The sequence below is a fragment of the Pseudomonas sp. MC6 genome (genome assembly GCF_054790575.1).
The window spans coordinates 4872391-4897858 of sequence record NZ_CP186504.1 but is presented as its reverse complement, the minus strand read 5'-3'; the positions used below and the strand labels follow the sequence as shown (position 1 = coordinate 4897858).

Here is a 25468-nt window from a genome sequence, read left to right as displayed (position 1 = left end):
CGCGCTCAGATGTCTTTGTTCAAACAGCTGTTGATCGCTATCTGTCTGTTCCTGGTGGTCGCCTTCACCGGCAGCTTCATGGTCAGTCTGGAAAGCTCGCGTACCCAGTACGTCAACCAGTTGCGTTCCCACGCCCAGGACGCCGCGACAGCGCTGGCCTTGTCGCTGACGCCGAATATCGACGATCCGGCGATGGTCGAGCTGCTGGTCAGCTCGATTTTCGACAGTGGTTATTACGCGAGCATCCGCGTGGTGGATCTGAAAACTGACCAGACCATCGTCGAGCGCAGCGGCATTCCGGCCGTCAGCAATGTGCCGGACTGGTTCGTCAAACTGATCGGTCTGGAACCGGCTGGTGGCGATGCACTGGTCAGCCGTGGTTGGGAACAGGCAGCGCGGGTCGAAGTGGTCAGCCATCCGATGTTTGCCGTGGCCAAGCTGTGGCAGAGCGCGTTGGGCAGCCTCGGCTGGCTGCTGATCTGCGGCGCAGTGAGTGCGGTGCTCGGGGCACTACTGCTGCGCCGGCAGTTGAAGCCGCTGGATTACATGGTCAAGCAATCCCACGCCATTGCCCGCCGCGAATTCCTCAGCCTGCCGGATCTGCCGCGCACGCCTGAGTTGCGCCGCGTGGTGCAGGCGATGAACCAGATGGTCGAAAAGCTCAAGGCGCTATTCCAGGAGCAGGCCGAGCGCAGTGAAAAACTGCGCGCCGAGTCCTATCAGGACAATCTCACCGGGCTGGCCAACCGGCGTTATTTCGAGATGCAGTTGAACAACCGGGTGAGCAACCCGGAGCAGGCCAGTTCCGGTTATCTGCTGCTGTTGCGGGTTAAGGATCTGGCGGGGCTCAACCAGCGCTTGGGCGGTCAGCGTACAGATGAATTGTTGAAAGCAGTAGGCGAGCAACTGTCGCGTGAATGCGCCAAATACCCGGAAACCCAGAACCTCGTCACGCGTATTCGTGGCGGTGAATTCGCCGTGCTGGCGCCGGGGCTGGTGCGCGAGGAAGCGCTGCAACTGGCGCAGAATCTCGACAGTGCCCTGAGCAGCCTGCACGCCACGGGCGCTACCGATGTGGCGGCGGTAGCGTCGATCGGCCTGGCGCCGTTCGCTCACGGCGATTCGCCGCAGTCGGTGCTCAGCCTCGGTGATCAGGCGCTGGCGCAGGCTGAAGGGCAGGGTGAGCAGAACTGGGCCTGCATCGATCAGAGCCTGACGGCGGACGTTGGCGACGATCACCACGCCTGGCACCGCTTGCTCGATCAGGCCTTGAGTCAGCAGCGTTTCGAGCTGTATTTCCAACCGGTGGTCGCCGCTGCAGACACGCAACTGGTGCTGCATTACAAAGTGCTCTCACGCCTGCTCGATGATCAGGGCCAGACCATTCCGGCCGGGCGCTTCTTGCCATGGCTGGAGCGCTTCGGCTGGACCGCGCGACTGGATCGGCTGATGCTCGAACGCGTGCTGGAACAGATGAAAGTGCATGAGGATTCGCTGGCGCTGAACCTGTCCTCGGCGACCCTGGCTGATCCGCAGGCGCTGAACAAAGTCTTCGAGATTCTGCGCGCGCATTCCAATCTGGGCGCGCGCCTGACCCTGGAAATCGGTGAGGAACAATTGCCGGAGCAGGCGGTGCTGGAGCAGTTGACCCGGCGTCTGCGTGAACTCGGCTTTTCGCTCAGCCTGCAGCGCTTTGGTGGGCGCTTCAGCATGATTGGCAACCTGGCGCGGTTGGGGCTGGCGTACCTGAAGATCGATGGCAGCTACATTCGTGCGATTGATCAGGAGAGTGACAAGCGTCTGTTCATCGAGGCGATCCAGCGGGCGGCGCACAGCATTGATCTGCCGCTGATTGCCGAGCGGGTCGAGACGGAAGGGGAGTTGTCGGTGATTCGCGAGATGGGTTTGTATGGGGTTCAGGGGCAGTTGTTGGGTGAGCCGCGGCCTTGGCGGTAAGAGCAACCCTCACCCTAACCCTCTCCCAGAGGGAGAGGGGACTGTCCGTGGGATATTGACGCAATACGCCGACGTGAGCGATTTGCGCTGAATCCATAATCGACTCGATTGCTCAGGTCGATGTACAGCGCCAGACACCTCGGTCAGCTCCTGCTGAATCCATAATCGACTCGATTCCTCAGGTCGGTGTATGACGCCAGACACCTCGGTCGGCTCCCTCTCCCTCCGGGAGAGGGCTGGGGTGAGGGTCGGCTTTTGATTCTGACGGGATCAGATCAACCCGCCCTCATCCTCATCGATCAACTGACTCAACCCGCCCAACGCCTCACGCGCCTGAGTCCGGTCCATCAGCTTGGCCTGAGCCGCCGGCGGCAGATCGGTGACGCGGATCACGCCTTTCTGGGTCAGCACCTGAATCAGGTCGTCGAGGACCCGAATCATTTCGAAGTCACTCTGCTTGAGCTGTTTCAGGCTGGTTTCCACCACTTCGTTGGCGAACCAGGCCTGGATTTCATGGCTGTCGGCCGGCAGCGTTTCCGTGGCCTCGGCGTAGGCCGCGGCTTCCACGCGAATCAACAGACCTTGCGCATCGCGTTGCACGTAAAACATTGAGCATCCCTCGGAAATGAACCAGCGTCATGCTGTCAGCAGCATAGCCAACTGCACGCGAGTATGCGGTGCGGCGACGTAATCGTCACCGTCGCGGTAGGCGCAAACGTGACGGCCGCCCCAAATGGGGCGGCCGTTTTGTTCACGCATCAGCTGTTGTTGTGGTCGACCTTGATGGTCGGATCGCTGCCAGCAATCAGGTTATGAATGTTGGCGCTCGACCAGTTGTTGCCTTCCAGTTTGATCGTCACGTCCGGGGTTGCAGCAGCGGCGTCGCCCGAGTTGAACTTGCCCGCCGAACTGACCTGCAGCGACGACGTGCCATCGACCGTGGTGATCTTCAGGAAGTTGTCGATGGTGCTACCGGTCTCGCCCTGCAGCAGATCGCGCAGATCGATACGATCACCTTCACTGGCCTTGAAGTCCTTGATCACGTCGTTGCCGGTGTCGCCCGCTTTCCAGACGAAGGTGTCGGCACCCGAACCACCGATCAGGATGTCGTTGCCCTGACCGCCGATCAGCGTGTCGTTGCCGGTACCGCCGAGCAGGATGTCATTGCCTTTGCCGCCATCGAGCCAGTCGTTGCCGCCCGAGCCGAAGAGGATGTCATTGCCCGCGCCACCCAACAGCGTGTCGTTACCGTCATGCGCACCGGACACATCGAACGCCTGATAGTGCTCGGTGATGTACTGGTGCACGTTGCTGGTGGTGACCTTGCTGACGTCGACCCCGGTTTCCTTGGCAACGAACGCCTGCATCGCCTGATAACCCTCGCCGGCAATGCCGTTGAAGCTGACCAGATCGCCGAAGAGGATGTCGTTGCCCTCGCCACCGCTGACGGTGTCGTTGCCCGGCATCGTTGCTTCGGTGTGGCCGATGATCGAGTTGGCCAGATCCTTTGGGTCGATGTTGGTCTGCGGTGTTTTATCCGAATCGTAAGGTCTCAGATCGTTGAGGCTGACGTCGTTGTTCAGTCCGATAGCCTCGACGCTCGACAGACCGCTGAGCAAGGCAAAACCACTGGTCGAGTTGCTGGTCGTCGACGAGTTAGTGCTGTTGCCGGTACCCGCCAGGCTCGACAACTCATAAGTGCCGTCGCCCTGCGCGTGGATGGTGCCCAGATTAGAGCTGCTCCAGCCCCACCACGAATTGTAGGTTTGCAGGGTTACGGTGCCGGCGCTGTTGATCGTCAACGCATGGGTATTGTCGATGTAGGTGCTGAAGGTGTCGCCCGGCTTGTAGTTGCTGGTTTTCACTACATCGTCGAGCTTCACGTTGCCGTACAGCGTCGGGTTGGTCTGCTCGCCGCTCTGGTAGTAGGTCGGCTGGCCATCGGTGATGAAGTACGTAAGGTTCTTCGCGCCGCTGTTGGCCAACGCTTCCGTGCTCTGGAACCAGTTGGCCGTGGTCTTGAAGACGTCCTCGTAGTTGGTGCCGCCGCCGGAGGCCATCGAGTCCAGTACCGCTTTAAGTTGCGTCAGCGCGTTCGGGTCGTTGAGGTTTACCGACACCGACTTGTTGACCTGGGTATCGAAGTCGACGAGGAAAATGTTCACTGTGCCCGAATTGCTGCCGCCCAGGCTCTGCTTGAGGCTGTTGAACACCGACGTCAGAGAGTCTTTGGCGGCGTTGAGCGACGACGCGCTCATGCTGCCGGAGCTGTCGACCATGAACGCGATGTTGTAGTTGGTGCCCGGGACCACGGTCAGGCCACCGATGTCGGCGACGATGATGTCGTTGCCATCGGTGCCGGTGACGGTGTCATCGCCCGAGGTCGCCACGACCGCGTTGTAGACGGCCGGCACCACGCTGACCGGAATGGTCGCGGTGCTGCTGGCCGAGCCGCCGACCATCTCGGTGGAGGTCGAGGTCACGGTCAGGTTGAACTGGCCGTTGTAGTACGGCGGTGGCGTTACGGTCAGGCTGCCGAGGTTCCAGCCGGTGACGTTGGCGTCGCCGCTGCTGGCGGTAACAGTAAAGGTATGACCCGCACCATCGCTGAGCACCGAGCCGACTGGCGCGCCGCTGATCTTCACGCTCAGGGTTTCCGAGCCGTCGGTGTCGGTCAGGGCGGTGGTGACCGCCGACAGTTTCACCGTGGTGCCTTCGGCGCCGGTGTTGAGTTTGTAGCCGTCGTAATAGCCTTCGCCGTTAGTGCCGTGCAGATCGGAGACGGTCACGCCCGAATTCACCAGATCCTTCACGCCGGTGTAGATCGGTACGCCGGCGCTGCTCAGGTCGATCGGCGTACTGCCGTTGACCGACAGGTTGACGTCGTAGCTGCCCGGGCCGCTCTGGTTGTGGTGGTAGATGTCCAGGGTGTAGTAGCCGCTGGTGGTCGGGGTGAAGGAACCGTTGAGGTTGCCGCCCACGCCCCACGTGGTCGATGCCACATTCTTGCCACCAATGGTGACCAACAGGCTGTCATCGCCGATGCCGCTGAAGGTGTAGGTCTTGCCGGCTTCCAGATAAATCAGGCCGGAAGTCTTCGACGCGGTGCCGGCGGTCACGCTGCCGTCGGACTGGACGTTGTTCACGTTAGTGCTGGTGTTCGGTGTGCCGGCGCCGTCGATGACGTTTTTCAACGTGGTCGAATCCGCGCCGTTGCCGTTGGTGCCCAGACCCGACAGGCCGGTCCAGACTTCCTTGATCAGGCCGGTGGACTTCACGCTGTTGTCGGCGACGCTCACGGTCGGCGCATCCGCCACCGGAGTGACATCGATCTTCACGGTGCCGGTGTTACCCAACAGTTGGCCGTCGGTTGGCTGGAATTTGATCTGCGCGTAGTCCGCCTGATTGTTGCCCAGGCCGGTGCCGCCGTAACCGTTGACGCCCGACTCGTTGGCATCCGGCAGGAAGCGCAGCTTGCCCGCGTCGATGTCAGCCTTGCTGAAGGTCTGGTTATTGGCGACGTCTTTCCAGGTCGAACCGTCCAGATACTGCAGTTTGCCTTCGCCCGGCAGCTGGGTGATTTTGATGCCGAGGCTGCTGGCCGGGCTGTCGACGTCGGTCACACCGAAAGTCGACCAGCCGAGCACCAGCGGCGTGTCTTCGGTGCCGGTGACATTGCTCGGTGCAGCAACCGGTGCGTCGTTGACTGCCACCACGTTGACCGTAGTGGTCGCGGTGTTGGAGTAGTTGCCGCCATCGGTCACGGTCACGGTGATGATGCGCGGCACGGTGCTCGGGTTTTCGCTGCCGTTGGTGAAGCTGATGTTCTTGATGGCCTGCATGTAGTCGGCCAGTGTCGCGTTGCCCGACAGCGTCAGGGTCACGGTGCCGTTGGTGCTGTTGGCATTGATGGTAATGCCGTTGACGCTGTTGCCGAGGTTCAGCGCATCACCGTCCTGCCGGTTGGTCAGGACCACAGTGGCGCCGGTGAGCATGGTGCTGTCCGGGTCAGTGATGCTGATGTCGGTGTCGGCAATCGACACGCCCGCGCCCGGGGTGTTTTCGGTAAAAGTCACCTTGTAGTCGGCACCGGTGGCGCCGCTGGAATTGTTGGCATCCAGGTCGATGACTGGCGGCGCATCGTTGTCGATGATCGACGTGCTGACGCTGCCGTTGGTGGCGCTGACCGCGAGGTTCTCGAAGTTGCCGCCGGTGGCCGAATCGATCTTGACCACGAAGTTCTCGGTGCCTTCGGTGATCTTGTCATCGATGGTCGCGACGTTGAACTGCGCGCTGCTCGCACCGGCCGGAATCTTCACGGTGTACACGCCGGTGAAATCCGAACCGTCGGCGGCAGTGCCGCTGTAGACGATTTTCAGGGTCACTTCGGTTTGCGCCGGGTGGTTCAGGCTGACCGTGTAGCTGGCGGTCTGGCCTTCGGTCACCGAACTGCTGCCAGTGATGCTGACCGTGGTGGTGTCGATAGTGTCGGTGACGCTGGTCACGGCTGGCGTGTTGCTGGTCACGAGGTTTTCGAAGTTGCCGCCGCTGGTACCGGTGATGGTTGCCTGCACGTTGCCGGCGTCTTTGTAGACGTCATCGGCTGGCGCTGGAACGGTCACGGTGCCGGTGGTTTTACCCGCGTCGATGGTGATCACGGCGCCGTTGCTCAGGGTTACGGTGACTGGCGAGCCAGCGGCGTTGGTCAGGGTCGCGGTGTAAGTGATCTGGCCACCTTCGGCCACGGTGCCGGTCGCGGACAGCGTCAGGTTGGTGGTGTCGACGGTGTCGGTCACGGTGGTGCTGACCGGGGTTTTGTCGGCCACGAGGTTTTCGTAGTTGCCGCCCGTGACGTTGGTGATCGAGTTGGTCAGCGGCGCGTGACCGGTCAATGCGTCGTTAGGCGCAGTGGTGGTCGCGGTGCCGGTGGTCTGGCCAACACCGATGGTGATGGTCTGACCGTTGGCCAGCGTTACCACAACTGGCGAGCCAGTCACTGGAGCACCGACCGTGGCGGTGTAGACGACGTTGCCGCCCTCTGCCGCAGTGGTCGTTGCCGTCAGCTTCACGGTAGTGGTGTCGATGGTGTCGGTGACGCTGGTGATAGCCGGAGTCGTGCTTGGCACCAGATTTTCGAAGTTGCCACCGGTGGCGTTGCTGATCGTGGCCTGCACGGTGCCGGCGTCTTTGTAGACGTCGTCCGCTGGTGCAGGAACGGTCACGGTGCCGCTGGTTTTGCCGGCGTCGATGGTGATCACCGAACCGTTGCTCAGGGTTACGGTGACTGGCGAGCCAGCGGCGTTGGTCAGGGTCGCGGTGTAAGTGATCTGGCCACCTTCGGCCACGGTGCCGGTCGCGGACAGCGACAGGTTGGTGGTGTCGACGGTGTCGGTCACAGTGGTGCTGACCGGAGTCTTGTCGGCGACCAGGTTCTCGTAGTTACCGCCGCTGACGTTGGTGATCGCGTTGGTCAGTGGCGCGTGACCGGTCAATGCGTCGTTAGGCGCAGTGGTGGTCGCGGTGCCCGTGGTCTGGCCTACACCGATGGTGATGGTCTGACCGTTGGCCAGGGTCACGACAACCGGCGAACCGGTGACTGGCGCGCCGACCGTGGCGGTGTAGACAACGTTGCCGCCCTCGGCTGCAGTTGTGGTTGCAGTGAGTTTTACGGTGGTCGTGTCGATCGTGTCGGTGACGCTGGTTACGGCCGGAGTCGTGCTCGGCACGAGGTTTTCGAAGTTGCCACCGGTGGCGGTGCTGATGGTCGCCTGCACGGTACCGGCGTCTTTGTAGACGTCATCGGCTGGCGCTGGAACGGTCACGGTGCCAGTGGTTTTACCCGCGTCGATGGTGATCACGGCGCCGTTGCTCAGAGTCACGGTGACTGGCGAGCCAGCGGCGTTGGTCAGGGTCGCGGTGTAAACAATCGAACCGCCTTCAGCAACCGAACCCGTCGCGCTGAGCGACAGATTGGTGGTGTCGACAGTGTCGGTCACGTTGGTGCTGACTGGCGTTTTGTCAGCCACAAGGTTTTCGTAGTTACCACCGCTGACATTGGTGATCGCGTTCGTCAGCGGTGCGTGACCGGTCAAGACATCGTTTGGCGCGGTAGTAGTTGCGGTGCCGGTGGTCTGGTCAACACCGATGGTGATGGTCTGACCGTTCGACAGGGTGACCACGACTGGCGAGCCCGTCACTGGCGCACCGACGGTCGCGGTGTAAACGACGTTACCGCCTTCAGCGGCAGTGGCGGTCGCGGTCAGTTTCACCGTGGTGGTGTCGATGGTATCGGTGACGCTTGTAATAGCCGGCGTCGTGCTCGGCACCAGGTTTTCGAAGTTGCCACCGGTGGCGGTGCTGATGGTCGCCTGCACGGTACCGGCGTCTTTGTAGACGTCATCGGCTGGCGCTGGAACGGTCACGGTGCCAGTGGTTTTACCCGCGTCGATGGTGATCACGGCGCCGTTGCTCAGCGTCACGGTCACTGGCGAGCCAGCGGCGTTGGTCAGGGTCGCGGTGTAGACGATCGAACCGCCCTCGGCCACAGAACCGGTAGCGCTAAGCGACAGGTTGGTGGTGTCGACGGTATCGGTCACGTTGGTGCTGACCGGCGTCTTGTCGGCTACGAGGTTCTCGTAGTTGCCGCCGCTGACGTTGGTGATCGCATTGGTCAGCGGAGCGTGGCCAGTCAATGCGTCGTTCGGCGCGGTGGTGGTCGCGGTGCCCGTGGTCTGGCCGACGCCGATGGTGATGGTCTGACCGTTGGCCAGGGTTACCACAACCGGCGAACCGGTTACCGGAGCACCAACCGTGGCGGTGTAAACGACGTTGCCACCTTCGGCTGCGGTAGCGGTTGCCGTCAGTTTCACAGTGGTGGTGTCGATGGTATCGGTGACGCTTGTAATAGCCGGCGTCGTGCTCGGCACCAGGTTTTCGAAGTTGCCACCGGTGGCGGTGCTGATCGTGGCCTGCACGGTACCGGCGTCTTTGTAGACGTCGTCGGCTGGCGCTGGAACGGTGACGGTGCCGGTGGTTTTGCCCGCTTCGATGGTGATCACCGAGCCATTGCTCAGCGTCACGGTCACTGGCGAGCCAGCGGCGTTGGTCAGGGTCGCGGTGTAGACGATCGAACCGCCCTCGGCCACAGAACCGGTAGCGCTAAGCGACAGGTTGGTGGTGTCGACGGTATCGGTCACGTTGGTGCTGACCGGCGTCTTGTCGGCTACGAGGTTCTCGTAGTTGCCGCCGCTGACGTTGGTGATCGCATTGGTCAGCGGAGCGTGACCGGTCAATGCGTCGTTTGGCGCCGTGGTGGTCGCGGTGCCCGTGGTCTGGCCGACGCCAATGGTGATGGTCTGACCGTTGGCCAGGGTTACCACAACCGGCGAACCGGTTACCGGAGCACCAACCGTGGCGGTGTAAACGACGTTGCCACCTTCGGCTGCGGTAGCGGTTGCCGTCAGTTTCACAGTGGTGGTGTCGATGGTGTCGGTGACGCTGGTTACGGCCGGAGTCGTGCTCGGCACGAGGTTTTCGAAGTTGCCACCGGTGGCGGTGCTGATGGTCGCCTGCACGGTACCGGCATCTTTGTAGACGTCATCGGCTGGCGCTGGAACGGTCACGGTGCCGGTGGTTTTGCCGGCCTCGATGGTAATCACCGCGCCGTTCGACAGGGTCACGGTCACTGGGGAGCCAGCGGCGTTGGTCAGGGTTGCGGTGTAAACAATCGAACCGCCCTCAGCCACGGAGCCGGTCGCGCTGAGCGACAGATTGGTCGTGTCGACAGTGTCGGTCACGTTGGTGCTGACCGGCGTCTTGTCGGCTACGAGGTTCTCGTAGTTGCCGCCGCTGACGTTGGTGATCGCGTTGGTCAGCGGAGCGTGACCGGTCAATGCGTCGTTTGGCGCCGTGGTGGTCGCGGTACCGGTGGTCTGGCCTACGCCGATGGTGATCGTCTGACCGTTTGCCAGGGTTACGACAACCGGCGAGCCGGTGACTGGCGCGCCGACAGTCGCGGTGTAGGTGACGTTGCCACCCTCAGCTGTCGACTCGGTGGCGGTGAGTTTGACGGTGGTGGTGTCGATGGTGTCGCTGACGCTGGTCACAGCCGGCACGGTGCTCGGCACCAGATTCTCGAAGTTGCCGCCGGTCGCGGTCGAAATGGTTGCTTCGACTTTGCCTGCATCTTTGTAAACGTCATCCGCCGGCGCTGCGACGGTGACGGTGCCAGTGGTTTTACCGGCTTCGATAGTGATCACGGCGCCGTTCGACAGGGTCACGGTGACTGGTGAGCCGGCCGCGTTGGTCAGCGTTGCGGTGTAGATGATCGAGCCACCTTCAGCAACCGAACCCGTCGCGCTGAGCGACAGGTGGGTGGTGTCGACGGTATCGGTGACCGTTGTCGAAACCGGGGTCTTGTCGGCCACCAGATTCTCGTAATTGCCGCCGGTTACTCCGGTGATCGAGTTGGTCAGTGGCGCTTGACCGGTCAGTGCATCGTTCGGTGCGGTAGTGGTCACGGTGCCGGTAGTTTTGCCGACTTCGATGGTGATGTTCTGGCCGTTGGCCAGGGTCACGGTGACTGGCGAGCCGGTCACTGGAGCGCCCACAGTGGCGGTGTAAGTGACGGTGCCGCCTTCAGCCACGGAGGTATCGGCCGTCAATTTCACGGTCGAGGTGTCGATGGTGTCAGTCACTTCGGTGACGGCCGGCACAGTGCTTGGTACCAGGTTTTCGAAGTTGCCACCGGTGGCGGTGGAGATCGTCGCTTCAACCTTGCCGGCGTCTTTGTAGACATCGTCGGCCGGGGCTGGAACGGTCACGGTGCCGGTGGTTTTGCCGGCCTCAATGGTGATCACGGCGCCGTTGGACAGGGTTACGGTCACTGGCGAGCCAGCAGCGTTGGTCAATGTCGCGGTGTAGATGATCGAGCCGCCCTCAGCCACAGAACCGGTCGCGCTGAGCGACAGGTGGGTGGTGTCGACGGTATCGGTGACCGTTGTCGAAACCGGGGTCTTGTCGGCCACCAGATTCTCGTAATCGCCGCCGGTTACTCCGGTGATCGAGTTGGTCAGCGGTGCATGGCCAGTCAACGCATCGTTCGGCGCGGTGAAGGTGACGGTGCCGGTGGTTTTACCGACTTCGATGGTGATGTTCTGACCGTTGGCCAGGGTCACCACAACCGGAGAGCCTGTCACAGGCGCCCCGACTGTCGCGGTGTAAGTGACGGTGCCACCTTCAGCGGCGGTCTCGGTCGCCGTCAGTTTCACGGTCGAGGTGTCGATGGTGTCAGTCACTTCGGTGACGGCTGGAACAGTGCTCGGCACCAGATTTTCGAAGTTGCCACCGGTAGCGGTGGAGATCGTCGCTTCAACCTTGCCGGCGTCTTTGTAGACGTCATCGGCCGGGGCTGGAACAGTCACGGTGCCAGTGGTTTTACCGGCTTCGATGGTGATTACCGCGCCATTCGACAGGGTCACGGTGACTGGCGAGCCAGCGGCATTGGTCAGCGTCGCGGTGTAGATGATCGAACCGCCTTCAGCCACGGTGCCGGTCGCAGTCAGCGACAGGTCAGTGGTGTCGACAGTGTCGGTGACATTGGTCGAAACCGGCGTCTTGTCCGCCACCAGATTTTCGAAGTTGCCGCCGCTTACCTCGGTGATCGCATTGGTGATCGGCGCGTGGCCGGTCAATGCATCGTTCGGCGCGGTGGTGGTCGCGGTGCCGGTGGTCTGGCCAACACCAATGGTAATGGTCTGACCGTTAGCCAGGGTCACGACCACAGGTGACCCGGTCACTGGCGCGCCGACGGTTGCGGTGTAAGTCACGCTGCCACCCTCAGCCGCCGACTCGTTCGCGGTGAGTTTGACGGTGGTGGTGTCGAGGGTGTCGGTGACGTTGGTCACGGCCGGCACGGTGCTCGGCACCAGGTTTTCGAAGTTGCCGCCGGTTGCATCCTTGATTGTCACTTCGACTTTGCCGGCGTCTTTGTAGACGTCATCGGCTGGAGCAGCGACGGTCACGGTACCCGTGGTTTTACCGGCTTCGATGGTGATCACCGAACCGTTGCTCAGGGTCACGGTTACCGGCGTGCCGGCCGGGTTGGTCAGCGTCGCGGTGTAAACGATCGAACCGCCTTCAGCCACCGAATCGGTCGCGGTCAGGTTGAGGTTGGTGGTGTCGTTGGTGTCCGACACTGCGGTGTCGGCGGACTTGCCGTCGACCGCGAGTTTTTCGTAGTTGCCGCCGGTAGCGCCGTCGATGGTCACGCTCAGCGAGCTGCCGCCGGCCAACGGGCTATTCGGCGCGACGAAGTTCACCGTGCCGCTGGTTTCACCGACGGCGATGGTGATGGTCTGGCCGCTGGACAGGTTCACGACAACCGGCGAGCCAGTGACTGGCGCGGTCACGGTCGCGGTGTAGACCACGGTTTCGCCTTCAGCGACGTTGGCGGTGGCGGTCAGCGACACGGTGGAGGTGTCGATGGTGTCGTTAACGGTGGTGACGGCTGGCGCTGTGCTGGTGACCAGGTTTTCGAAGTCGCCACCGGTCGCGCCCTTGATGGTCGCTTCAACGGTACCGGCATCTTTGTAGACGTCATCTTTCGGCGCGTCGACGGTGACGGTGCCGGTGGTTTTGCCGGCGTCGATGGTGATCACCGAGCCGTTGCTCAGGGTCACGGTGACTGGCGAGCCAGCGGCGTTGGTCAGGGTCGCGGTGTAGGTGATCTGGCCGCCTTCGTTCACCGAACCGGTGGCGCTGAGCGACAGGTTGGTGGTGTCGACGGTATCAGTCACGTTGGTGCTGACCGGGGTTTTGTCGGCCACGAGGTTCTCGTAATTGCCGCCGCTCACGTCGGTGATCGAGTTGGTCAGCGGCGCATGGCCGGTTAACGCATCGTTTGGTGCGGTGGTGGTCACGGTGCCGGTGGTTTTACCCACTTCGATGGTGATGTTCTGACCGTTGGCCAGGGTCACGACAACTGGCGAACCGGTCACAGGTGCACCGACAGTGGCGGTGTAGGTGACGGTGCCACCTTCAGTCGCTGACTCGGTGGCGGTCAGTTTGACCGTCGAAGTGTCGATGGTATCAGTGACGTCGGTAACGGCTGGCGTGGTGCTCGGAACGAGGTTCTCGAAATCGCCGCCGGTGGCGTCCTTGATGGTCACTTCGACTTTGCCGGCGTCTTTGTAGACGTCATCGGCGGGCGCAGGAACTGACACGGTGCCAGTGGTTTTGCCCGCTTCGATGGTGATCACCGAGCCGTTGCTCAGGGTCACGGTCACCGGCGTGCCGGCCGGGTTGGTCAGGGTCGCGGTGTAAACAATCGAACCGCCTTCAGCCACGGTGCCAGTCGCGGTCAGCGTCAAATCGGTGGTGTCGACGGTGTCGGTCACGGTGGTGCTGACCGGAGTTTTATCGGCGACGAGGTTTTCGTAATTACCGCCGGAAACGCCAGTGATCGCATTGGTCAGCGGGGTGTGGCCGTTCAACGCATCATTCGGTGCGGTGGTGGTGACGGTGCCGGTGGTTTTGCCGATTTCGATGGTGATGTTCTGACCGTTGGCCAAGGTCACGACGACAGGCGAGCCGGTGACTGGTGCACCGACGGTGGCGGTGTAAGTGACGGTGCCACCTTCAGCCGCAGACTCGGTGGCGGTCAGTTTGACGGTGCTGGTGTCGATGGTGTCGGTGACTTCGGTCACGGCCGGAACAGTGCTCGGCACCAGATTCTCGAAGTTGCCGCCGGTTGCATCTTTGATTGTCACTTCGACTTTGCCGGCGTCTTTGTAGACGTCATCGGCAGGCGCCGCAACGGTGACGGTGCCGGTGGTCTTGCCCGCTTCAATGGTGATCACCGAGCCGTTGCTCAGGGTCACGGTCACCGGCGTACCGGCCGGGTTGGTGAGGGTCGCCGTGTAGATGATCGAACCGCCCTCGGCCACCGAATTGGTGGCGCTGAGGGACAGATCGGTGGTGTCGACGGTGTCAGTAACTTTGGTCGACACCGGAGTCTTGTCGGCCACGAGGTTCTCGTAGTTGCCGCCGCTGACACCAGTGATCGAATTACCCAGCGACGCCTGACCGGTCAGCGCATCGTTCGGCGCAGTGAACGTCACGGTGCCAGTGGTTTTGCCGACTTCAATGATGATGCTCTGGCCGTTAGCCAGAGTGACCACGACAGGCGAACCGGTGACCGGCGCGCCAACCGTGGCGGTGTAAGTGACGGTGCCACCTTCAGCCACAGTGGTGTCGGCCGTCAGTTTGACGGTCGAGGTGTCGATGGTGTCAGTCACATCGGTAACGGCTGGCGTGGTGCTTGGCACCAGATTCTCGAAGTTGCCGCCCGTTGCATCCTTGATGGTGACTTCGACTTTCCCGGCGTCCTTGTAGACGTCATCGGCAGGCGCCGCAACGGTAACAGTGCCGGTGGTCTTGCCCGCTTCGATGGTGATCACCGAGCCGTTGCTCAATGTCACGGTGACTGGCGTGCCAGCCGGGTTGGTCAGGGTCGCGGTGTAAACAATCGAACCACCCTCAGCCACGGTGCCAGTCGCACTCAGCGACAGGTTGGTGGTGTCGACGGTGTCGGTCACCGACGTCACGGCCGGAGTTTTGTCGGCCACAAGGTTTTCGTAGTTGCCGCCGCTGGCGCCGTCGATTTTCACGCTCAGCGTGTTGCCGCCAGCGAGGGCATCGTTCGGTGCGGTGAAGTTGACACTGCCGCTGCTGGCGCCGACCGGAATGGTGATGGTCTGGCCGTTGGACAGAGTCACCACAACCGGCGCGCCGGTGACTGGAGCGGTTACGGAGGCGGTGTAAACCACCACGCCGCCTTCAGTGGTGCTGGCGGTAGCGGTCAGCGAAACGGTGCTGTTGTCGATGGTGTCGGTCACGTCGGTGACCGCTGGAGTCTTGTCGACCACCAGGTTCTCGAAGTTGCCGCCGGTGGTCTTGGTGATGCTCGCATCGACCTTGCCAGCGTCCTTGTAGACGTCATCGGCCGGTGCTGCGACGGTCGCGGTGCCGGTGGTCGCGCCCTTGGCGATGTTGATCACCGCGCCGTTGCTCAGGGTCACGGTCATCGCCGTGCCTGCCGGGTTGGTCAGGCTCGCGGTGTAGACGATCGAGCCGCCCTCGGCAACCGAGCCGGTGGCGCTCAGGCTGATATTGGTGGTGTCGACGGTGTCGGTCACGGTGGTGACCACCGCGGAACGGTTGGCATCGACCTGTTCGAAGTTGCCGCCACTGTGGCTGGCGATCGCAGTCTGTACCTTGCCGCCGTCGATGTACGGCGTATTGGCAGGCGCAGCGAAGTTCACCGAACCGCTGGTGGCGCCGGCGGCGATGTTGATCACCGCGCCGTTGGCCAGGGTCACGGTCATAGCGGTGCCGGCCGGGTTGCTCAGGGTCGCGGTGTAGGTGATCTGGCCACCTTCGCTGACGGTGTCGCTGGCGCTGAGGGTCAGCGTGGTTTTGTCGATGGTGTCATTGACGGTGGTGCTGACCGGGGTCTTGCTGACATCAAGCTTCTCGAAGTTGCCGCCAGTCGCATCGGTCATGGTCACGGTGAGCTTGCTGACGTCTTTGTAGACGTCGTCGCTCGGCGCGGCGATGGTCACCGAACCGCTGGTTTTGCCAGCCTCGATGGTGATGGTCTGGCCGTTGCTCAGGTTGACGGTCACCGGCGTTTGCGCGGCGTTGGTCAGGGTCGCGGTGTAGGTGATCGACGTGCCTTCAAGCACATAGCTTTCGGCGCTGAGGGTCAGGTGCGTGGTGTTGATGGTGTCGGCAACATTGGTCACCGCTGGCGTCGGATTGGCCACCAGATTTTCGAAGTTGCCGCCGTCGGTGCCCTTGATGGTCACTTCGACTTTGCCGGCGTCTTTGTAGACGTCATCGGCCGGGGCTGGGACGGTCACGGTACCGGTGGTCTTGCCGGCGTCGATGGTGATGGTCGAACCGTTGCTCAGGGTCACGGTCACCGGCGTGCCGGCCGGATTGGTCAGGGTTGCGGTGTAAACGATCGAACCGCCTTCGTTGACGTTGCCGGTGGCGGTCAGCGAAACGGTGGTGGTGTCGACGGTGTCGGTCACGGTGGTGCTGACCGGGGTTTTATCGGCGACCAGGTTTTCGTAGTTGCCGCCGCTGACGTTGGTGATTGCGTTGGTCAGTGGTGCATGGCCGGCGAGCACGTCGTTCGGTGCGGTGGTCGACACGGTGCCGGTGGTTTGGCCGACAGCGATGGTGATGCTTTGGCCGTTAGCCAGGGTGACTACGACTGGCGAGCCGGTCACTGGCGCGCCAACAGTGGCGGTGTAGGTGACGGTGCCACCTTCAGCAGCAGTTTCGGTGGCAGTCAGCTTCACCGTCGAGGTGTCGATGGTGTCAGTGACGTCGGTCACGGCTGCAACGGTGCTTGGCACCAGGTTCTCGAAGTCGCCGCCGGTGGCGTCCTTGATGGTGACTTCGACTTTGCCGGCGTCCTTATAGACGTCATCGGCAGGTGCAGCGACGGTCACGGTGCCGGTGGTTTTGCCCGCTTCGATGGTGATTACCGAGCCATTGCTCAGGGTCACGGTGACGGGCGAGCCTGCTGCGTTGGTCAGGGTCGCGGTGTAAACGATCGAGCCGCCTTCAGCCACGGTACCGGTGGCGCTGAGCGTCAGGTTGGTGGTGTCGGTGGTGTCGGTCACGGTGGTGCTGACCGGGGTTTTGTCAGCGACCAGATTTTCGTAATTGCCGCCGCTGACCTCGGTGATTGAGTTGGTCAGTGGAGCATGACCGGTCAGCGCATCGTTCGGTGCGGTGGCAGTCGCGGTGCCGGTGGTCTGGCCGACGGCGATGGTGATGGTCTGACCGTTGGCCAGGGTCACGATGACCGGCGAGCCGGTGACTGGCGCGCCGACGGTCGCGGTGTAAGTGACGGTGCCGCCTTCAGCTGCGGTTTCGGTCGCGGTCAGTTTCACCGTCGAAGTGTCGATGGTGTCAGTGACGTCGGTGACGGCTGGGGCGGTGCTCGGAACGAGGTTCTCGAAGTTGCCGCCGGTGGCGTCCTTGATGGTCACTTCGACTTTGCCGGCGTCCTTGTAGACGTCATCGGCTGGGGCTGCGACGGTCACGGTACCGCTGGTTTTACCGGCTTCAATGGTGATCACCGAACCGTTCGACAGGGTCACGGTGACGGGCGAGCCTGCGGCATTGGTCAGGGTCGCGGTGTAGGTGATCTGGCCGCCTTCAGCCACGGTGCCGGTCGCACTCAGTATCAGGTCGGTGGTGTCAGTGGTGTCAGTCACAGTGGTGCTGACCGGGGTTTTGTCGGCGACGAGATCTTCGTAATTGCCGCCGCTCACGCCCGTGATCGCGTTGGTGATCGGTGCATGGCCGGTCAACGCGTCATTCGGTGCCGTGGTGGTCACTGTGCCGGTGGTTTTACCCACTTCGATAGTGATGTTTTGACCGTTGGCCAGGGTCACCACAACTGGTGAACCGGTCACCGGAGCGCCAATAGTCGCGGTGTAAGTGACGGTGCCACCTTCAGCCGTCGACTCGGTGGCGGTCAGTTTGACCGTGGTGGTGTCGACGGTATCGGTTACGTCGGTGACGGCCGGAGCGGTGCTCGGAACGAGGTTCTCGAAGTTGCCGCCGCTGGCGTCCTTGATCGTGACTTCGACTTTGCCGGCGTCTTTGTAGACGTCATCGGCTGGTGCGGCGACGGTCACGGTGCCGGTGGTTTTGCCGGCTTCGATGGTGATCACCGAACCGTTCGACAGGGTTACGGTGACAGGCGAACCTGCGGCGTTGGTCAGGGTCGCGGTGTAAGTGATCTGGCCGCCTTCAGCCACAGAACCGGTGGCGCTGAGCGACAGGTTGGTGGTGTCGGCAACATCGGTAACGCTGGTTGAAACCGGAGTCTTGTCGGCAACCAGATCTTCGTAATTACCGCCCGAAACCCCAGTGATCGAGTTGGTCAGCGGCGCATTGCCGGTCAGCGCATCGTTAGGCGCGGTGGTGGTCACGGTGCCGGTTGTTTTGCCGACTTCGATGGTAATGCTCTGACCGTTGGCCAGGGTCACGATGACAGGCGAGCCGGTCACCGGCGCGCCGACAGTGGCGGTGTAAGTGACGGTGCCGCCTTCAGCGACGGAGGTGTCGGCCGTCAATTTAACGGTCGAGGTGTCGATGGTGTCGGTGACTTCGGTCACGGCTGGAACGGTGCTCGGCACCAGGTTCTCGAAGTTGCCGCCGGAAGCGTCCTTGATAGTCACTTCAACTTTGCCGGCGTCTTTATAGACGTCATCGGCTGGCGCCGGAACGGTCACGGTGCCGGTGGTCTTGCCCGCCTCGATGGTGATCACCGAACCATTGCTCAAGGTCACGGAGACTGGTGTGCCGGCCGGGTTGGTCAGGGTCGCGGTGTAAACGATCGAACCACCTTCGGCCACGGTCCCGGTCGCTGTCAGCGACAGGTTGGTATCGTCGATCGAATCGGAAATGGTGGTGGTTGCTGGCGTGGTGTTCGGCACCAGATTTTCGAAATTGCCGCCGCTGGTGCCGGTAATCGTAGTGCTGACGGTGCTGCCATTGTTGTAAACGTCGTTGGCCGCGGTTGGCACGTTGACCGAGCCCGTGGTCTTGCCGGCTTCAATGGTGATGGTCGAACCGTTCGACAGAGTGATCGTCACCGGAGTTTGCGCGGCGTTGCTCAGCGTCGCGGTGTAAGTGATCTGGCCGCCTTCAACGACTGTGCCGGTGGCGGTGAGGCTGACGCTGGTGGTGTCGATCGAATCGGTGACCGTGGTGGTCGCCGGCGTAGTGTTCGGCACCAGGCTTTCAAAATTGCCGCCAGTAGCGCCGGTAATGGTGGTGCTGACGGTGCCGCCATTGTTGTAAACGTCATTGGCCGCGGTCGGCACGTTGACGGTGCCCGTGGTCTGGCCGGCTTCAATGGTAATGGTCGAACCGTTCGACAGGGTGACGGTCACCGGGGTTTGCGCCGGGTTGGTCAGCGTTGCGGTGTAGGTGATCTGGCCACCCTCGACCACTGTGCCGGTGGCGGTCAGGGTCAGGTTAGTGGTGTCGATCGAGTCGGTGATGGTAGTCACCGCTGGCGTCGTGTTTGGGACCAGGTTTTCGAAGTTGCCGCCGCTGGCACCGGTGATGGTGGTGGTGACGGTGCTGCCATTGTTATAGACGTCGTTGGCCGGGGTCGGCACGTTGACGGTGCCCGTGGTCTGGCCGGCGCCGATGGTGATGGTCGAGCCGTTCGACAGGGTGACGGTCACCGGGGTTTGCGCCGGGTTGGTCAGCGTTGCGGTGTAAGTGATCTGCCCGCCTTCGGTGACACTCGGCCCCGCCGTCAGGGTGACGGTGGTGGTGTCGATGGTGTCGGTGACCTGGGTCGTGGCCGGAGTGGTCGGCGGCGTCACGGTGATGCCATTGCCGCCGGTGGTGCCGGTGACGGTCACGTCGATCTGGGTCGGGTCGTTATAAACGGTGTCGTTCGGCGCCAGCGGCACGTTGACGGTGCCCGTGGTGGAGCCGGTTGTAATCACGATCACCACGCCGTTGGACAGGGTGATGGTCAGGTCGGTCAGCGGCGCCTGGGTCAGGGTTGCGGTGTACACCAGCACGCCGCCGGCTTCGGTGATGGTCGGCGTGGCGCTGAGGCTCAGGGTCGACTCACGCAGGGCGTTGGTGGTGGTATCGGTGGTCTGGCCGCCGGTGATGTTTTGCGCGGTTTGACCGGCAGCATTGATGCCTGCGGTCGGGAAACCAATGGTCGGGTCAACGCGGCCAGCGGTGGCGTCGAGCATCACGAAACTGTGACCGCCACCGGCGGCACCGCCAGTGCCTGCGGCGCTCGGGCCGGCAGCGGTGGCATCGAGGGCGGTAGTCGGGTCGACACCGGCGGCGATGGCTTGCTGCAGTTCTGCTACCGACGGCGCAGCCTGCGCGGTGGCCTCAGCCAGGTCCTTGCTGGAGTCGGGCGCGGTGGCGCTCCACTGGGTTTCGCGACCCAGATCGAGGGTGCGGCCATCAGCCAATTCAAGTGACACGGCGCCGGAGAGGCCGGTGTCGATCTGGTCGCCAACGAACAGGCGATCGCCTTCAACGAGTACGCGACGCACGCCCTCTGGGGACACCACGAATACCTGACCGACAATGCTTTTGACGATGGCAACAACACTGCTCATTGAAGACTCTCCGGGTGTCACGTTCAGTTGACTTCCATGGACCTGACGGCATGGGCGCCGATTCAGTCTGGACGTACTTTAAAAATTTGCGAAACAAGTTTGACGCGTGTTTTCGTCAATAATTTGGCTATATTCTTTCGCTATTAACTTTATGCCAAACTATTGACCTTCTGGGTGCCATCCTAAACAATCGCCCCACTAATGTCACATTGATATTTCCGCGGCGACCTGTCCTTCAGCGTGTGATCCAGTTCCTGTTTTGAACTTTCCGACATACGGTCAATCTGGTTGCCATCATCCGACGCAGCGCCACGTTTTGCTGTGATTCAAGACAAGAAGTTCTGGGAAATTCCTATCATGCGTTCGCCCCTGCTTTTCGCCGTACCCTTCGCTCTCGCCGCCTCTTTTGTACAAGCGCAATCCTTACCAGAAGCCATGCAGCAGGCACTGGATGTCCATCCGGAAATCCAGGCAGGGGTCAACAGTCGTTTGGCGGCGGATTATCAATTAAGAGCGGCGAAAGGGGGATACCTGCCGAAGGTCGATCTGCTCGGCGGTTATGGCCGTGAGGGTACCGACAGCGTCACCACCCGCGCCAATTCCGGTAACCACTACGAAACCCTGAATCGCAGCGAGTCAAGTTTACGTCTCTCGCAAATGGTCTTTGACGGTTTTGCGACGTCCAGCGAAGTCGGGCGTCAACAAGCCACCGTTAACTCTCGCGCCTATTCGCTGCTTGGCACTTCCGAGCGCACAGCGTTGACAGTTGCCCAGGTCTACCTGGACGTGTTGACCCGTCGCGAATTCGTGCGTCTGGCCGAAGAAAACCTCAAAAGCCACCAGCGCATCTACGACCAGATCCAGCTGCGCACCCAGCGCGGCGTCGGCAGTGGCGCCGATCTTGATCAGGCCGAAGCGCGGATGGCCCAGGCCCGCAACAACCTGATCACCGAGCAAACCAACCTCGCCGACTCGGAAACCAACTTCCTCAGCGCCGTCGGCCAGATGCCCGATCAACTCGAGCGTCCGGCGCCGTTCATGGCGATGATGCCGGCCAACCTCAATGAAGCGCGCCAGCAGATGCTGGAAAACAGCCCGATCCTGCGCTCGGCCGAATCCGACATCGCCGCTGCCGAGAAGCAGTACGAAACCGCCAAGTCGACCTTCTACCCACGTTTCGACGCCGAACTGGGCCGTACCGCCGACAACGATCTCGACGGCCAGAACGGTCACAACAACGAGTGGCAAGCCATGCTGCGCATGCGCTTCAACCTGTATTCCGGTGGCAGCAACAAGGCCGATCTGGAGTCCAAGTCGTACCTGTCGAACCAGGCGCTGGACATCCGCAACAACGCTTTGCGTCAGTTGAACGAAGAGCTGGGTCTGGCCTGGAACGCCTTGAACAACGCTAACGCGCAGGTGCCGATCGCGCAGCAGTACGTCGATCACAGCACCTCGGTGCGCACCGCCTACCAGCGTCAGTTCAGCCTCGGCGAACGCACCCTGCTCGATTTGCTTGACAGCGAAAACGAGTTGTTCACCGCTTCGCGGCGTCTGGCTGAAATCAAAAACATTCAGTTATTTACTCAGTACCGAATCAAGGCGACCATGGGCGAGTTGCTCAGAAGCCAGGGAGTGGTCGCACCGTTGGCATCCGTTGTGCAGAACGACGTGAAGCCCAAGGTCCAGCTGCCTGGGATGAATTGAGTTATCCCTTTTCAACTGTCAAAGAGTGTCGAGCGTGGAATCAGAAGTCAGTCGAGTTCAACTCAGTCATGATCCACGCGCGTTGCACGACGATCCGTTACTGGACGGTCTGCTCGCCCTTTGCATGCTCCATCAGAAACCCGCCAGCGCGGCGATGCTGACCACGGGCCTGCCGCTGCCCAAACAACGCCTGAGTGTCGAGTTGCTGCCCCGCGCGGCGGCTCGCGCCGGTCTGCAAGGTCGAGTGCTGCAGCGCAAACTGGAAGAAATTCCGGCGATCGCCATGCCGGCGTTGCTGCTGCTCAAGGATGGCCGCAGTGCCGTTCTGTTGGGCTGGCAAGGTGACGACGAGGCTCGGGTGCTGCTCAGCGAAAGCGATGGCGGCGAATCCGTGGTCAGTCGCGAACTACTCGCCGACGATTACACCGGCAAAGTGTTCTTCGCCCAACCGCAACACAAATTCGACGTCAACCACGGCACGCTGATTCCGCGTGCGCGCTCGTGGTTTCGCGACACCCTCAAGCGTTCGCGCTGGCTGTACGCCGATGCCATCGCCGCGAGTTTCCTGATCAACATCATCGCCATGGCCGCGCCGCTGTTCGTGATGAACGTCTACGACCGCGTGGTGCCGAACCAGGCCGAAGCGACCCTGTGGGTGCTGGCGTTGGGTATCACCGGTGCCTACATCTTCGACCTGGTGCTCAAGAGTCTGCGCGCCCTGTGCCTGGATCTGGCCGGGAAGAAAACCGACCTGATCATTTCCGCTACGCTGTTCGAGCGCATCGTCGGCATGGCCATGAAGTACCGTCCGGCACGGGTCGGCAGTTTTGCGCAGAACATCCACGAGTTTCAGAGCCTGCGCGACTTCCTTGCCTCGCTGACCCTGACCAGCCTGATCGACCTGCCGTTCACCATCCTCATCTTCATCGTCATCGCCATTCTCGGCGGGCATCTGGTGTGGATTCCGGTGCTGGCGTTCCCGATTGCGTTGCTGATCGGCTACGCCTTGCAGAAGCCGCTGGTGGCCACCATGGAACGCACCATGGCCCTCGGTGCCGAGCGCCAGTCGAGCCTGATCGAAACCCTCGCCGGCCTCGACGCGGTCAAGGTCAACAACGCCGAGAGCGAGCGCCAGTACCAGTGGGAACAGACCATTGGCACCCTCAGCCGCCTCGAGCTGCGAGTGAAAATGCTCTCCGGTCTGGCGATGAACATCACCCTGCTGATCCAGCAACTGGCCGGGGTGATCATGATCGTCTTCGGCGTCTACCAGATCATCGCCGGTAACCTGAGTATGGGCGGTCTGATTGCCTGCTACATGCTCAGCGGCCGCGCACTGAGCCCGCTGGCGTCGCTGTCGGGTTTGTTGACCCGTTACCAGCAGGCACGGGTGACCATGACTTCGGTCGACCAGATGATGGAGCTGCCGCAAGAACGCAACTTCGAAGAGCGCCCGCTGAGCCGCAAGGTTCTGCAAGGCGCGATCGAGTGCCGCCAGCTCAACTTCACTTATCCGGAACAACAGAACCCGGCGCTGAAGAACATCAATCTGGTGATCCGTCCCGGCGAGAAAATCGGCATCATCGGCCGCAGCGGCTCGGGCAAGAGTTCGCTGGCGAAACTGCTGGTGGGTCTGTATCAGCCGGACGACGGCGCGTTGTTGGTCGACGGTGTGGATATTCGTCAGATCGACGTCAGCGAACTGCGTTACAACATCGGCTACGTGCCGCAAGACATTCAACTGCTGGCCGGCACCCTGCGTGACAACCTCGTCTCCGGCGCACGTTATGTCGAAGACGAGCTGGTCCTGCAGGCGGCCGAACTGGCTGGCGTCCACGAATTCGCCCGCCTGCACCCGCAAGGTTACGAACTGCAAGTCGGCGAGCGCGGGCAGAACCTCTCCGGCGGTCAACGGCAGAACGTTGCGCTGGCTCGGGCCTTGTTGCTCAACCCACCGATTTTGCTCATGGACGAGCCGACCAGTGCGATGGACAACACCGGTGAAGAACGCCTCAAGCAACGCCTCGCCGCCGTCATTGAAAACAAGACCGTGGTGCTGGTGACGCACCGGGCTTCACTGTTGTCGCTGGTCGATCGTCTGCTGGTGATCGACCGTGGACAGATTCTCGCCGATGGCCCGAAAGCCGCCGTGATGGAAGCGTTGAAGAAGGGGCAGATCAGTGTTGCTTAAGTCGGGTTTCAAGGATTCGATCCGTCGCTACTTCAAAGGCTCGGCATCGTTGCAGGGCCAGCCCCTGCCGGAGGTCAACAAAGCGCTGATCGAAGACGCCCCGCGCGTCGTACGCCTGACCATCTGGGCGATCATCGGCTTCTTTATCTTCCTGCTGCTGTGGGCCAACTTCGCCGTGATCGACGAAGTGACCAAGGGCGACGGCAAGGCGATTCCGTCGTCGAAGATCCAGAAAATCCAGAACCTTGAGGGCGGGATCATCTCCGAACTGTTCGTCAAGGAAGGCCAGATTGTTGAAGCAGGCGCGCCGTTGATTCGCCTCGACGACACGCGATTTGCTTCCAACGTTGGCGAAACCGAAGCTGATCGCCTGTCGATGCTGCTGCGCGTAGAACGCCTCAGCGCCGAGGTCGATGACCGCCCGCTGAATTTCCCCGAGGACGTACTTAAAGCCGTGCCGGGTCAGGCGAAAAGCGAAGAGTCGCTGTACATCAGCCGCCGCCAGCAGTTGCACGACGAGATCGGTGGTTTGCAGGAGCAGTTGATTCAGCGTCAGCAAGAGCTGCGCGAATTCGCCTCCAAGCAAGCGCAGTATCGTCAGCAACTCGGCTTGCAGCGTCAGGAAATCAACATGTCCGAGCCGCTGGTGGCGCAGGGCGCGGTGTCGCCGGTGGAAGTCTTGCGTCTGAAGCGTGCCGAGGTGGAAACCCGCGGTCAGCTGGATGCAACGACGCTGGCGATTCCGCGTGCCGAATCGGCGATCAAGGAAGTGCAGCGCAAGATCGACGAGACGCGCGGCAAATTCCGCAGCGAAGCGCTGACCCAACTCAACGAGGCGCGCACCGACCTGAACAAGGCCAGCGCCACCGGCAAGGCGTTGGAAGACCGCGTCAGCCGCACGCTGGTGACATCGCCGGTGCGCGGCATCGTCAACAAGTTGCTGGTCAACACCATCGGCGGCGTGATCCAGCCAGGCAGTGACATGGTCGAAATCGTACCGCTGGATGACACCTTGCTGGTCGAAGCCAAGATCCGTCCGCAAGACATCGCGTTCCTGCACCCGGGGCAGGAAGCGATCGTCAAATTCACCGCGTACGACTACACCATTTACGGCGGGCTCAAAGCCAAGCTCGAGCAGATCGGTGCCGACACCATCACCGACGAAGACAAGAAAACCACGTACTACATCATCAAGGTGCGCACTGAGCGCAGCCACCTCGGTACGGACGAGAAGCCATTGCTGATCATCCCGGGGATGGTCGCTTCGGTGGACATCATTACCGGCAAGAAGTCGGTGTTGAGTTATCTGCTCAAGCCGATCATCCGCGCGCGGGCCGAGGCGTTGCACGAGCGTTGATTTTTTAGTGGCCTCACTGGCCTCATCGCGAGCAGGCTCACTCCTACAGTAATCGCATTT

The 25468-nt window shown here is 61.8% G+C and carries 6 protein-coding genes; 4 read left to right on the top strand and 2 right to left on the bottom strand.

Features of this window, described 5'->3' with window-relative positions:
* The first annotated feature begins 9 nt into the window (after positions 1-9).
* Positions 10-1956, top strand: a complete 1947-nt coding sequence (gene lapD / locus ACOYXE_RS21795) for a cyclic di-GMP receptor LapD (RefSeq protein ID WP_160054606.1) — start codon at positions 10-12, stop codon at positions 1954-1956.
* A 270-nt stretch (positions 1957-2226) separates the two neighbouring features.
* On the opposite strand, the gene ACOYXE_RS21790 is transcribed toward lapD, so the two are convergent.
* Positions 2227-2565, bottom strand: coding sequence for a hypothetical protein (locus tag ACOYXE_RS21790; RefSeq protein WP_007918987.1), 339 nt, complete (start codon positions 2563-2565; stop codon positions 2227-2229).
* Positions 2566-2714: 149 nt separating this feature from the next.
* The gene (locus ACOYXE_RS21785; protein WP_460926598.1) at positions 2715-20153 is read right to left on the bottom strand and encodes an immunoglobulin-like domain-containing protein; all 17439 of its coding nucleotides are present in this window, start codon (positions 20151-20153) and stop codon (positions 2715-2717) included.
* Positions 20154-20510: 357 nt separating this feature from the next.
* Here ACOYXE_RS21785 and ACOYXE_RS21780 point away from each other — a divergent pair, with 357 nt between their 5' ends.
* The 3 genes from ACOYXE_RS21780 to ACOYXE_RS21770 are packed head-to-tail and all read left to right on the top strand — an operon-like array spanning position 20511 to position 25408.
* Positions 20511-21860 carry a TolC family outer membrane protein gene (locus ACOYXE_RS21780; RefSeq protein ID WP_007918308.1) on the top strand — a complete coding sequence of 450 codons (1350 nt, stop codon included), beginning with the start codon at positions 20511-20513 and terminating at the stop codon, positions 21858-21860.
* A 34-nt stretch (positions 21861-21894) separates the two neighbouring features.
* The gene (locus ACOYXE_RS21775) at positions 21895-24051 is read left to right on the top strand and encodes a type I secretion system permease/ATPase (RefSeq protein WP_160054610.1); all 2157 of its coding nucleotides are present in this window, start codon (positions 21895-21897) and stop codon (positions 24049-24051) included.
* The gene (locus tag ACOYXE_RS21770) at positions 24041-25408 is read left to right on the top strand and encodes an HlyD family type I secretion periplasmic adaptor subunit (protein ID WP_007918311.1); all 1368 of its coding nucleotides are present in this window, start codon (positions 24041-24043) and stop codon (positions 25406-25408) included. Before ACOYXE_RS21775 ends, ACOYXE_RS21770 begins: the two co-directional genes overlap by 11 nt.
* Positions 25409-25468 lie beyond the last annotated feature (60 nt).

Bases quoted from the DNA above. Each gene is read 5' to 3' on its own strand.
- lapD (WP_160054606.1), top strand. From the start codon at position 10: ATGTCTTTGTTCAAACAGCTGTTGATCGCTATCTGTCTGTTCCTGGTG.
- ACOYXE_RS21790 (WP_007918987.1), bottom strand. From the start codon at position 2,565: ATGTTTTACGTGCAACGCGATGCGCAAGGTCTGTTGATTCGCGTGGAA.
- ACOYXE_RS21785 (WP_460926598.1), bottom strand. From the start codon at position 20,153: ATGAGCAGTGTTGTTGCCATCGTCAAAAGCATTGTCGGTCAGGTATTC.
- ACOYXE_RS21780 (WP_007918308.1), top strand. From the start codon at position 20,511: ATGCGTTCGCCCCTGCTTTTCGCCGTACCCTTCGCTCTCGCCGCCTCT.